12 protein-coding genes are annotated in these 11,881 nt (G+C 45.5%); 5 read left to right on the forward strand and 7 right to left on the reverse strand.

The features are described 5' to 3' along the window. Positions 1 to 107 precede the first annotated feature (107 nt). Entirely contained in the window at positions 108 to 479 is a 372-nt protein-coding gene (locus BIZ39_RS18355; RefSeq protein WP_187447660.1) for a hypothetical protein, read from the reverse strand. Between the two features lie 277 nt (positions 480 to 756). On the opposite strand from BIZ39_RS18355, the gene BIZ39_RS18360 reads away from it, so the two are divergent. Further along, complete coding sequence (locus BIZ39_RS18360) at positions 757 to 1,194, forward strand: DUF2177 family protein (protein ID WP_187447661.1); 438 nt, start codon at positions 757 to 759, stop codon at positions 1,192 to 1,194. Here BIZ39_RS18360 and BIZ39_RS18365 read toward each other — a convergent pair. Continuing rightward, complete coding sequence (locus tag BIZ39_RS18365) at positions 1,172 to 2,326, reverse strand: fatty acid desaturase family protein (protein WP_081099348.1); 1,155 nt, start codon at positions 2,324 to 2,326, stop codon at positions 1,172 to 1,174. The genes BIZ39_RS18360 and BIZ39_RS18365 overlap by 23 nt on opposite strands. Further along, on the reverse strand, positions 2,323 to 3,381 hold the full coding sequence (locus tag BIZ39_RS18370) for a flavin reductase family protein (RefSeq protein ID WP_230962233.1): 1,059 nt from the start codon (positions 3,379 to 3,381) through the stop codon (positions 2,323 to 2,325). Before BIZ39_RS18370 ends, BIZ39_RS18365 begins: the two co-directional genes overlap by 4 nt. 289 nt (positions 3,382 to 3,670) lie before the next feature. Here BIZ39_RS18370 and BIZ39_RS18375 point away from each other — a divergent pair, with 289 nt between their 5' ends. Beyond that, positions 3,671 to 4,756 (forward strand): alkene reductase, encoded by a 1,086-nt coding sequence (locus BIZ39_RS18375; RefSeq protein ID WP_187447662.1) that lies wholly within the window; start codon positions 3,671 to 3,673, stop codon positions 4,754 to 4,756. A gap of 226 nt (positions 4,757 to 4,982) precedes the next feature. Here the strand turns inward: BIZ39_RS18375 and BIZ39_RS18380 are convergent, their stop codons facing one another. Further along, positions 4,983 to 5,201 (reverse strand): hypothetical protein, encoded by a 219-nt coding sequence (locus BIZ39_RS18380; RefSeq protein ID WP_061094548.1) that lies wholly within the window; start codon positions 5,199 to 5,201, stop codon positions 4,983 to 4,985. 311 nt (positions 5,202 to 5,512) lie between these two features. Here BIZ39_RS18380 and prfB point away from each other — a divergent pair. Both prfB and lysS read left to right on the forward strand, forming a co-directional pair. Then, a protein-coding gene (prfB, locus tag BIZ39_RS18385) for a peptide chain release factor 2 (protein ID WP_101563798.1) occupies positions 5,513 to 6,611 on the forward strand; the annotation gives its coding sequence in 2 pieces (ribosomal slippage) (positions 5,513 to 5,587 and positions 5,589 to 6,611; 1,098 coding nt in all). A 23-nt stretch (positions 6,612 to 6,634) separates the two neighbouring features. Continuing rightward, positions 6,635 to 8,203 (forward strand): lysine--tRNA ligase, encoded by a 1,569-nt coding sequence (lysS, locus tag BIZ39_RS18390; protein WP_061094549.1) that lies wholly within the window; start codon positions 6,635 to 6,637, stop codon positions 8,201 to 8,203. Between the two features lie 40 nt (positions 8,204 to 8,243). On the opposite strand, the gene BIZ39_RS18395 is transcribed toward lysS, so the two are convergent. From BIZ39_RS18395 to BIZ39_RS18405, 3 genes are all read right to left on the reverse strand, one after another. After that, positions 8,244 to 9,185, reverse strand: coding sequence for a ketopantoate reductase family protein (locus BIZ39_RS18395; protein WP_187447663.1), 942 nt, complete (start codon positions 9,183 to 9,185; stop codon positions 8,244 to 8,246). Positions 9,186 to 9,277: 92 nt separating this feature from the next. Continuing rightward, a complete protein-coding gene (locus BIZ39_RS18400) occupies positions 9,278 to 10,030 on the reverse strand; it encodes a pseudouridine synthase (protein ID WP_187447664.1) in 753 nt (250 codons plus the stop codon). Next, complete coding sequence (locus tag BIZ39_RS18405; RefSeq protein ID WP_187447665.1) at positions 10,030 to 10,596, reverse strand: Hpt domain-containing protein; 567 nt, start codon at positions 10,594 to 10,596, stop codon at positions 10,030 to 10,032. Before BIZ39_RS18405 ends, BIZ39_RS18400 begins: the two co-directional genes overlap by 1 nt. Positions 10,597 to 10,933: 337 nt before the next feature. On the opposite strand from BIZ39_RS18405, the gene BIZ39_RS18410 reads away from it, so the two are divergent. Continuing rightward, positions 10,934 to 11,881 (forward strand): M16 family metallopeptidase (locus BIZ39_RS18410; protein ID WP_187447666.1); only part of this gene is annotated, 948 nt, incomplete at its 3' end.

Consider the following 11,881-nt stretch of genomic DNA (forward strand, 5'->3'; position numbering starts at 1 on the left):
AAGCTTCAAGCTCTTTCTTATTCATGTTCATCTGCCTATCCTTAACTCTCTATAGAGTAAATTGAGATAGGCAGTTACACAAAATTAGTTACAGTCTCCAACACGGGTTAATTAACGTTGGGGAACTCGATTTTGTCCAGTTCGCTCGCCGTTTCATTGCACTCACCTAATAGGTGAAGCCTATCTTCGGTTTGGTGTGTATCTATTTCTAGAAAGCCCGTTTGGCAGTAACCGGTCTCATCCAGTTTTTCATCTAGAGATGTATAAAGTTGCTCAGTCATTCTATCGCTGCTATGTGACGAGCCTTCGCGACTTTCCTGTCCTTGGCGACCGCCACGACCACTTCGTTCGCCTCCCTGACCACGGCCGCCTTTACCGCCACCTTTGGCACTGTCACGATGCTGCATTAACGGAATGCTAAAGGCGAAGAGCTTGGTACCGTCTTGCTTGATCTTCGTTTCAAAAAATATTTCATCCATGTCTAAAGGTGGTGGCCTATGAGCGCACGCACTGACAATCAAAGAGGTCGTTATTACTAATAGTGTTTTATTCATTTTATTTAACGCTTATTTGAACCACGTCACTTTGAGATTCAAACGCCTCTTTAGTTGCAGCACCCAGTGTAAGTTTCAAGTAAAGTGTGGATTTGTTTTTTAAGGTTTAGCATTCTCGCGGTGCGCTTATTGTGCAACACTTGCGTATTCATATTTTAAATCACTTGCATCCGCAATTTGCTTATTTACAGGGATAGGTTCCATGCTTTCCAACATCATTCGCTTTGCGAAAAACATCGTCGTGTCGTTAATTGCAATCTTTGTGTGTTTTGGTGTGCTCGACTTCTTGTGGCTTGGCGTTATTGCGGATGGCTGGTATCAAAGTGAAATGGCTCCTCTGCTTAGAAGCCAATTTATCACGTGGCCTTGGGTGGTTTTTTACCTCATGTATGGATGTGTGGTGTTTGTACTTGCTGTGGTGGCGAACAGAGATAAGTCGTTACTTTATGCTGGGATCGATGGCGCGCTTCTAGGGGTGGCCAGTTATGGTGCCTACAATTTAACGGCGTACAGCATTATTGAAGGTTTTACATTGTTTATCATGTTGGTTGATTGGGCGTGGGGCACGTGCCTAACCAGCGCGAGCGCTATGGCCGGCTGGTTAGGGTTTCAACTGGTTAAGGGAAAGAGTAGCGAATAATGCGTTTTAACACGCTGGCGTATTGTTTTAAAAAGCTGCCAGTGTTGTAGTGCATGCCGTGTTCTTCGAATACGGCTTTTACCTTGGGGGCCATCTCTCGGTAGCGTCTGGCTGGGATATCTGGAAACAGGTGGTGCTCAATTTGAAAGCTTAAATGCCCAGTAAGCACGTGAAACAGGTTTCCGCCCTTTATGTTCGACGAGCCCAGCGCTTGTCGGTAGTACCATTGCCCTCGGGTTTCATTAACACAATCTTCTTGTTTAAACGTTTCCACGTCGCCAGTGAAATGGCCGCAAAAGATAATAGTAGATGTCCATAAATTGCGCAGTAAATTGGCGATAAGGTTGCCGGTAAATACCCATAAAAATAACGGCCCAGCTAACAAAGGAAATAGTACATAATCTTTTACTAACTGACGTGCGCCTTTACTAAAAAAGCGTTTCTTAAGTTCATTATGGGTAACCTGATTCTTACGGTTGTCCTTCTTTTTTCCAAAAAAGACCCGCTCAGCGGCCATTTCGTGATACGACACACCCCACTGAAATAAAACACTAAGTACGATGTAAGTCGCAAACTGCCATAGGTTTTTTACACGCCATCTAAAATCGTTAGACAGGCGAAGCAAGCCGTAGCCAAAGTCTCTGTCTTTCCCAATAATATTGGTATACGTGTGATGCTCGTAATTATGAACGCGATTCCAGCTCGCACCATCGCAGGCAATATCCCACTCATAGCCTTTCGAATTAATGTGTTTGTCGTTCATCCAATCGTACTGGCCGTGCATTACGTTGTGGCCTATTTCCATATTATCGAGAATTTTTGCTGTAGCTAAACTCAATACGCCGGCAACCCAGAGCAGCGGTTGAATGAACCCCAACATTAAAAGTATCCGTCCGCTCCACTCGCAAATTCGCTGAACAAGAATAATACGTCGGATATAGGCCGCATCTTCAGCACCCACTTTTCGTTTAATGTCAGCTTTAATTTCATCAAGCTGAGCGGCAAGTAACTCGTAGTTCGGTTTCTCTTTAGTGCTCGTTGACCGAATAGCTTTGGTTTCACTTATCGGAGAATGCGCCTGTTCGATGGCTTCTTCACGGTGTTGGTTGTCTATTGCAACGCTGGTGTTCATAGTTGAATCTCCAAATCAGTAACGGCTTGTGATACACACAGCTGAATAAGTTGCTCTGCGCTATCTGAAAGCTCACCCGTGCGGGTATCTCTCACTACGCCCCGTTTCTTAACACATTGGCATTGATGACAAATTCCCATGCCACAGCCATAAGTCACAGGTTGTTCTGCTTGCTGAAGTTGTATAAGTAGGGTTTGCTGATTGTCGACAGTTAAAGATTGGCCGTTGTGTACCAAGGAAAAGGTTTCACTTTGGCTAAGACTAGAACTGCTTAGGACAGGAAGCGCAGCGAAGTGCTCGCTCGAAACAGGGACGTTGATCGTATTTGCATAACTTTCAACTTGCTCGAACATGTCATGTGGACCACACACTAACCAGTGTGCATTGGCAAAGTTACACAGATGGGCTTCTACGTCTCCGTCTTTTTGCTTGCTCAAAATATCATAGGTGAAGTGCTCACAGCGCTGACTGAACGCTGATAATTCATTGAGTAATACATGCTCGTCCGGCTTAGCAAAATAAAGTAAGTGTACCGGTGTATGGTTTAGCTGCGCGTTGTTGACGGCATCGTCAAGCATGGCAATGAAAGGAGTTATACCCGAGCCGCCCGCTATCATAAGTAGGGGCTTTTCAACCTTCGGCCAGATAAATTCCCCCATAGGGGCTGAGATATTTACCCATTGATTAGGCACAAAAGAGTGAAGATAAGGTGTTAATGCGCCCTGAGCTTTAACCTTGGTTACAAGACGAATCTGCTTTTCTTTTTGTCGGGTGTTAGCACCACTCGCTATGGTAAACACGCGAGTGGTGAGCCTGCCATTAATTTCTATGGTTAATGCGATATGTTGCCCTGCAACATGCGTTGGCCAAGACCTCTCTGGTATAAGTAACACCTCGAGCATATCCGTGCTCAGTTTTTTTACGGTCACGACCCTAGCTCTGAAATACCCATCGCGCCACGCGGGTCTAACTTGCTGCATCAGCACTTCCCAGTAGCCCTTCCAAGAGGCATGGTGAAAAATGCGATCAGTGAATTTATCTAGTAATAGTCTCAATGTAGAAATCACACCTGTATTTCGTCGGAATATCTTAAATACAAAAAGGATGAAAATATTTTAGCTTACACTTGTACGCTAACTCAGCGCACAAGTGTAAGCTTAATTTTTTCTGCGTCAAGAGGAGATGCATGAAATTTGGGATAACGTCGTCGAAATACACCGGTACTTTTGTGAAAAATGCAAAAGTGCTTTGTTAAAAGTACGGGTTCTAACCCAGCTTTAGGGCCTTATATCTACCGTTATCCAAACGTGTAAATTGCAAGAATAAAGTTTAAAGGACTGTATTATGAAACTATTTAAAACCCTATCCTTGGCTGGAAAAACGCTGAACAATCGGGTTGTTATGCCGCCAATGACCCGCTCCCGCTCAACACAGCCGGGAGATGTGCCCAACAATCTTATGGCTGAATATTACGCTCAGCGCGCAAGTGCAGGGCTTATTGTGAGTGAAGGCACACAAATTTCGGCACTCGGTAAGGGTTATACGTGGACGCCGGGTATTTATACCAAGGCGCAAATCGATGGCTGGAAGTTGGTAACAGATAAAGTCCATGAAGCGGGTGGTGTGATGTTTGCGCAACTTTGGCATGTGGGTCGCGTATCCCATCCTTCAAATACAGAGGGGAAGCAGCCTATTAGCGCATCGGCGATTCAAGCAAAAGGCGTAAAAGTATTTGTTGATGAAGGCGGCAACCCTGGCTTTGTTGAGTCGGTCATGCCCCGAGAAATGAGCATTGAAGATATAAAAGCTGTGGTGGAAGAGTATCGCGTTGCGGCTCGAAATGCCGTAAATGCTGGATTTGATGGCATTGAGTTGCATTCGGCTAATGGTTACTTGCTTAACCAGTTTATTGATTCTCAAAGTAATACAAGAACTGATGAATACGGCGGAAGTGTACAGAACCGTATTCGATTCTTGAAAGAAGTGGTGCAGGCTGTGTCTGAGGAAATTGGCGCTGATAAAGTAGGTGTACGTTTGGCGCCCCTAACAACATTAAACGGGACGGTCGACGACAATCCCGAAGAGACCTATCTTGCTATTGCTTCCATGCTTAATAGATTCAAGATTGGCTATATGCATATTGCTGAAGCCGACTGGGATGATGCGCCGCAAATGCCAATATCATTCAAGATGGCTATTCGGGAAGCCTATAGCGGTCTGCTCATTTATGCCGGAAAGTACGACACAGAGCGTGCCGAACAAGCTCTAACTGAAGGGTGGGCAGATATGATTGGTTTTGGTCGACCTTTCGTGGCGAACCCAGATTTACCCTACAGACTGGCGAATAATGTACCGCTGAATGAGCACAACCCCGATACGTTATTTGGCGGTGGTGAGAAGGGCTACACAGATTATTCTTTTGCTAAATAGCCGGAAATTCCAGCGGGTGTGTAAAAAACACTTTGCTCAGGAAAAAGGGGCAATCCATTAAAAGTGAGCATGGCTCTTTTTTTACCAGAACGAACAGCACTTAAAACATGTTGTTCGTTCTAAAGCTTACTTTCGTCAGTCAGCAGTTAGACTCATTACGTAACAGTTATACGCAGTGATGTGTTAACACCGTTGATACTCTTCGAGTCATTTCTGCACTTTACGGTTAATATTTACGATTGCGATATAGCCAAGTGAAAATTCCGCTTCCCGCTATCAACATTGAGGTGGCAAGCCACAATTTTGAAATGGGCGTGCCGTTGGGGCACTGCAACGCCATCGTCGCTCCGGCTAGGTTCTGGCAATCGACGAGTTGACCCAAGGCCAATACAAAAAGACCGAGGAGTACGCCGATAACGGCATAAGACATATTATTGAACGACATACTTTTCCTAAAAGATTTTCCAAACAATTCGCACTCTAAACGCACGCGACACTAAGCAATAATGCTCCAAACTAGTGCAGCTGTAGGCTGCCTTTTCAAACATTTACTCTATTTGTATGGGCTAAGAAAGCCTACCCAGCAGTATGTGCGCGCCATTGAACGGTGAAAATACTCGCTTCAACGAAGGTGCTTAAAATCCATACGAAAATTAGCACAAGCTCAGTGTCGCAATATTTGCGCCAACCCCTATCAAAATTCCTTCAAATTCGGTACTATCCGCGGTCTTAAATTTTTAACGAAATAAGCGGACTATGTTTGAAATAAACCCCGTTATGAATGCGATAAAAGATATCCGCGAGCGCACTGAAGCGCTTAGGGGGTATCTTTGACTTTGATGCAAAGTCAGAGCGTTTAGAAGAAGTTAGCCGAGAGTTAGAAAGTCCTGACGTTTGGAACGAGCCAGACAGAGCGCAGGCCCTTGGCAAAGAAAAAGTGGCCTTGGAGCAAATCGTAGAGACGATCCACAAGCTCGATCAGGGAACTGAAGACGTTGAAGGTCTTGTTGAATTGGCTGTTGAAGCCGAAGATGAAGATACCTTCGTTGAGGCCCAAAGTGAGCTTGAAGGCTTAATTGAGCAGCTAGAAGTGCTTGAGTTTCGCCGCATGTTTTCTGGTCCTAACGACGAAAACGACTGCTATATTGATATTCAGTCGGGCTCTGGTGGTACAGAAGCACAAGATTGGGCCAATATGCTGCTGCGCATGTATTTGCGTTGGGGCGAAGCGCACGGTTTCAAAACGGAACTTATTGAAGTGTCGGAAGGTGAAGTCGCGGGCATTAAAAGTGCTACGCTGCGCGTTCAGGGCGAATATGCGTTTGGCTGGCTACGCACAGAAACAGGCGTACACCGCTTAGTACGTAAATCGCCGTTTGACTCGGGCAACCGCCGTCATACGTCGTTTTCATCTGCGTTTGTATATCCTGAAATTGATGATGACATCGATATTGAAATCAACCCGTCTGATTTACGTATAGACACCTATCGCGCATCGGGCGCGGGTGGCCAGCACGTAAACAGAACAGATTCAGCGGTACGTATTACCCATGAACCTACGGGCATTGTGGTGCAGTGTCAGAACGACCGTTCGCAGCACAAAAACAAAGACCAGGCGATGAAGCAGTTAAAAGCCAAACTTTATGAGTTTGAACTGCAAAAACAAAACGCCGAAAAACAAGCGATGGAAGACAGCAAGTCTGATATCGGCTGGGGAAGCCAAATACGTTCTTACGTTTTGGACGACTCCCGCATTAAAGATTTGCGTACTGGCGTGGAAACACGCAACACTCAAGCCGTGCTGGATGGCGACTTGGACAAATTTATTGAAGCCAGCCTGAAATCTGGGCTGTAAACCGAACAACGAAGTGAAAGGTTATGACTGACCAACAAACAGACGATAACAAATTGATTGCAGAGCGCCGTGCTAAGCTAAGCGCTATTCGCGAGCAGTGCCGTGCAAACGGTTTCCCAAACAGCTTCCGTCGCGAAAACTATGCGGATGAGCTTCAAGCTAAGTTCGGTGAATTCGACAAAGAAACGCTACAAGAGCAGGGTAACAAAGTAAGCATCGCTGGCCGTATTATGGCAAAGCGTGGCCCTTTCATGCTGCTTCAAGATATGACTGGCCGCATTCAGGCATATGCAGATAAAGACACGCAAAAAGCGCTTAAAGCAAAATATGGTGCACTAGATATTGGTGACATTATTGGCGTGGCGGGTGACCTACATAAGTCAGGTAAAGGCGACCTTTACGTGAACATGGAGCAATACGAGTTGCTAACTAAAGCACTTCGTCCATTGCCAGAAAAATTCCACGGTTTGAGTGACCAGGAAACGAAATATCGCCAGCGCTACGTTGATTTGATCACAAGTGAACAAACGCGCAAAACGTTCATGATCCGTAGCAAGATCGTAAACGGTATTCGCAATTATCTTACCGAACGTGACTACCTTGAAGTAGAAACGCCAATGCTACAGGTTATTCCTGGTGGCGCGACAGCGAAGCCGTTTGTGACTCACCACAATGCGTTAGACATCGATATGTACCTGCGTATTGCACCAGAGCTTTATCTTAAGCGCCTAGTGGTTGGTGGTTTTGAGCGTGTGTTCGAAATTAACCGTAACTTCCGTAACGAAGGTTTATCAACACGTCACAACCCAGAGTTTACTATGCTTGAATTCTACCAAGCGTATGCAGACTATAATGACCTGATGAACCTGACTGAAGATATGCTGCGCACGCTGGCAGAAGATATTCTTGGTACAAGCATTATCAAAAATACAACCAAAGATACTGAAGGTAACGTAACGTCTGAAGTTGAATACGATTTTGGTAAGCCGTTTGACCGCTTAAGCATGGGCGAAGCTATTCTTAAGTATTGGCCAGAAGCTAACGAGGAAGCTATCCGCGACCCAGAGGCGAATCTTGACGCGCTTAAAGCAATGGCGAAACAGCTTCACATTAAAGAGCCTGAAGTTGACGGCATTTGGGGTGCGGGTAAGTACCTTTGCGAAATCTTCGAAGCAACCGCGGAAGAGAAGCTTATCCAACCTACGTTTATTACAGAATATCCGTGGGAAGTATCGCCGCTTGCGCGCCGTAACGACAATAACCCATTCATTACCGACCGCTTCGAGTTTTTTGTAGGTGGACGTGAGTTAGCGAATGGCTTTAGCGAACTTAACGACCCAGAAGATCAGGCGGAACGTTTTGCGAAGCAGGTTGAGGAGAAAGACGCTGGTGACGACGAAGCCATGCACTTTGACGACGATTACATTCGCGCGCTTGAATATGGTTTGCCGCCAACAGCGGGGGAAGGTATCGGGATTGACCGTCTAGCTATGCTATTTACTGATAGCTCTACCATTAAAGATGTTATCTTGTTCCCACACATGAAGCCTCAGGCGCCAAAAGACGCGCAAGAAGCGGGTGAACAAGAATAATCTTAATCCTTAAATGGCGTGATTTAGGTGCTCGGCGCTGTTAAAACTTCAGCGCCTTAACACGCTCTACTAAAAGGGTATTCTCGGGAACGGGAATACCCTTTTTTGTTGCCATATCTACAATGTAACCGTTGATGGCGTCTATTTCTGTTTGTCTACCGTGAGCAACATCCTGATGCATACTTGAGTAGTTTTCTCCGGTTGCTTTGGCTACAGACAGCACATTTTCATGAACTGACAGTGCATCAAAATCTAGCCCGTAAGCATCCGCTACCTGAGTAAACTCATTGCAAATTGAAATACGGCTTTGTTCAAATTCAGGCTTAGCAATATGCTTATTTTGGATATTGTGAAGCGCCGTTAGTGGGTTAATCACAGCATTAACGGAAAGCTTCGTCCACAATGCTCTTAGAATATTATTTTGGTATTGCACCGGCGGAAGTGCGTTATCTAACGTCGCAATTGCGCTGGCTAGCTGTGGCGCTATTTGTGAGAGGGCGGCCAATGTTTGAGGTGATGGCTTATCTACATTAGGCGCACCAATTTGCGTTGCGCCAACGCCAGTATACTTAACATGAAAATCGCCGCTCGACGCGCTTACTTTTAACGCGCCATGACTGGTTGTAGCAAGAAGCAAAGGATAATCGCCGCCAAGTAAATCTCTTGCGACCTCAAGCCCGCCCATACCGTTGTGCAGCAGCACTACGGTAGGTTGTTGCGTGAGATAGGGAAGCCATTGCAATAGGGCTGCTTTAAGTTGATATACTTTTAAGGGGAATATCAGCACATCACTTTTAGGTAACACAATAGGTGAAGGCTTCGCAGGTTTTAGCGCAGTGATTTGGCCGGTTTGCCAGTGTGCGCAAGACGGCATGGTTTTCATATCTCTGGGGTAGCAGTCATACGGCACGCCGTTTTTCTGAGCGCTCGCAGCAATTAGGCTTCCTATGGCACCGCCGCCAACTATATGTAGTTTACCCATTAGCACCTATTAAACATTCAAAGTAGCTTCTATTTTCTTATGACTATTAGCACCTATTAGGTTAGCACCTATTAGGCCATTCGCGTTTTCCCCTAGCACGCCGGCAAAAATCGTGCGGGCAGGGAAGGCCATAGATAAGTCTCAGGCGCATTAAGCCCGTTATACCAGGCCTGTACGTCGTCTTCGTTTATTACTTTACCGGTATCGAAAGGTGCAGTAACCGATAATTCACCAGAAGACAAAGGAAGGCGCAAATGCCATGCATGAAGATACAGTCTGTCTGATGCCTCACCCCCATAAAGTGTATCACCTAGAATAGGTGCGCCAATGCTTTTAAGCGCAACACGAATTTGATGGGTTTTCCCCGTGTGAGGCTTTACGATAAAGCCCCGTGTGCCGGGCTTAGCCGCGTTACTGAAAAACTGAGTAATAGCCGGGTTTTCTGAGGTTTTTAGCAAAATCCGCTGACCGCCTCGACGATTTTTCATATCGCCCATTATTATGCCTTGTTTCTTTTTAGGCTTGTGATCGCTTAGCGCCAAGTAGTATTTGCTCACACGTCGTGATGAGAAAAGCTCGCCAATTTCTCCGGCTACAGCTGCATTTTTAGCAAGACACAAGCAGCCCGACGTGCCCGTATCTAAGCGGTGGCATAGATGCAGTTCTGTTACGCCTAACTGCTTTTTCAATCGGGTGACAATGCCGTCTATTTTTTCTGGTTCGCCGTTTTCGGCAATATCTTCTCTAACATCTGCCTCATTAGTGGCATCGTGCATAGCAATGCCCATAGGCTTGTTAACAATAATGAGGTCTGTATTTTCAAAGAGAACGGGGATCGGCTGCACTAGCTATTTTCTAACTCTGAAATGGCTTCTTCATAGTCAAGTTCGTCTACCGCATCGATAATAGCCGAGCGCTTTTCTTGAGGTAGGGCAAGGGCATCTAGCCATTCATCCAGTTTGTCCTGGGCGATAAACTCGCTCGCTTTCAGCGCTGTCATTAACTGTTTTCGCGCTTGCTCAGCTGCTGCTCCATTCGCCGGTGCCGGGGCAGAAGCTGTGACTTCTGGCTCTTTGATCAACGCATCAACCGCAGCAATGGTTTCATCTAGCACTGCGACAAACGCAGGGTATTGTTCAGCCACGCGTTTGTTATTTCTAAAACCGCTTTCAATCGGTTTGCTCGCATTATGCAATGCAAAAAGCCCAAGGTTTCCTGTCACGCCTTTTAGTGTGTGAACAAGAGAGTAAGCCTCATTAAAATCACCCTTAGCAACATGCGCCTGCAAGTCAGCATCAAGAGAACGGTATTCGTCCGTAAACTTACCAAGTAGGGTGAACAACAGTTTTTTGTTACCACTTAGCTGTGACATTCCAAAATCAATATCGACTACTGTTGTTGACTGTTCCATGCAACTATCCTTTTTATTTCGCAACTTCTATTGGGCTATTTCTATTCCAAATGGAAACCGTTTGTCAGTTCATTCGTACCACTTAGCGAATTCAACTGGCTAAAGCCTATTTTACAAAAGACTATGAAGTGTGAGTGTATTTCAGAAATACACAAATTAATACAATCATAGCAAAGTCGAAGCAAGTAAAGCGCTAAAAAGTCTGGTAATCTTCGAAAATTCGCTTGCGCTATAGAGATAGCAACCTCTGTTTTCACCCAATAAGCCAAGTACCACTCAGTGAATATTGAGTGAAAAGGTAGAGTGAAGAATGTGTAGTAATTTAAAAGGAATCATCATGTCAGGAAAACTGACCCTACGTACCTTCGTTATGACCATAGGCGTCATTGCAGTAACAGCGTGTCAGCACGTACAGGAAGAGAAGACGAATAAACAACTAAACACAGTAGCTGATTCGTCGAACACCGTGTCTATTCCTTACGAAAAGTACACATTAGAAAACGGACTTACCGTCATTCTCCACGAAGACCATTCTGACCCACTGGTTCATGTTGACGTTACCTATCACGTTGGCTCTGCGCGAGAAGAGGTAGGTAAATCGGGTTTTGCTCACTTTTTTGAACACATGATGTTTCAAGGCTCAAAACACGTGGCCGATGAGCAGCATTTTAAGGTTATTACAGAATCGGGCGGTAACTTAAACGGCACAACCAATACCGATCGTACTAACTATTTTGAAACAGTGCCTGCCAACCAATTAGAAAAAGTCCTTTGGCTAGAATCTGACAGAATGGGCTACCTGTTAGAGGCCGTAGACCAAGCTAAGTTTGAAAACCAAAGAGAAACGGTTAAAAACGAGCGTGCGCAACGTGTGGACAATCAGCCCTATGGATTGCGTTTCGAGCTTAATGGTGAAGCGCTATATCCTGAGGGGCACCCATACTCGTGGATGACTATCGGCTATGTAGAAGATTTAGACCGGGTTGACGTCAATGACCTAAAAGCCTTTTTTAAGCGCTGGTATGGCCCGAACAATGCGGTCCTAACTATTGGTGGCGATATCGACGTAGCCAAAACCAAAGCGTGGGTGAATAAGTACTTTGGGGAAATCCCAACAGGACCGAAAGTAGAAGAGCCCGAGCCTCAGCCAGTAACGTTAGACGAAACCCGTTATGTAACGTTAGAAGATAAAGTTCATCTTCCGCTTCTGCAAATAACTTATCCTACAGTGTATGGTCGCCATGAAGACGAAGCGCCACTGGACGTGTTGGCCGATATTTTAGGC

The organism is Alteromonas sp. BZK5 (assembly GCF_014349115.1).
Classification (GTDB): Bacteria; Pseudomonadota; Gammaproteobacteria; order Enterobacterales; family Alteromonadaceae; genus Alteromonas; species Alteromonas macleodii.

Bases quoted from the DNA above. Each gene is read 5' to 3' on its own strand.
- BIZ39_RS18365 (WP_081099348.1), bottom strand. From the start codon at position 2,326: ATGAACACCAGCGTTGCAATAGACAACCAACACCGTGAAGAAGCCATC.
- BIZ39_RS18355 (WP_187447660.1), bottom strand. From the start codon at position 479: ATGGATGAAATATTTTTTGAAACGAAGATCAAGCAAGACGGTACCAAG.
- BIZ39_RS18360 (WP_187447661.1), top strand. From the start codon at position 757: ATGCTTTCCAACATCATTCGCTTTGCGAAAAACATCGTCGTGTCGTTA.
- BIZ39_RS18375 (WP_187447662.1), top strand. From the start codon at position 3,671: ATGAAACTATTTAAAACCCTATCCTTGGCTGGAAAAACGCTGAACAAT.
- BIZ39_RS18395 (WP_187447663.1), bottom strand. From the start codon at position 9,185: ATGGGTAAACTACATATAGTTGGCGGCGGTGCCATAGGAAGCCTAATT.
- BIZ39_RS18380 (WP_061094548.1), bottom strand. From the start codon at position 5,201: ATGTCGTTCAATAATATGTCTTATGCCGTTATCGGCGTACTCCTCGGT.
- BIZ39_RS18405 (WP_187447665.1), bottom strand. From the start codon at position 10,596: ATGGAACAGTCAACAACAGTAGTCGATATTGATTTTGGAATGTCACAG.
- lysS (WP_061094549.1), top strand. From the start codon at position 6,635: ATGACTGACCAACAAACAGACGATAACAAATTGATTGCAGAGCGCCGT.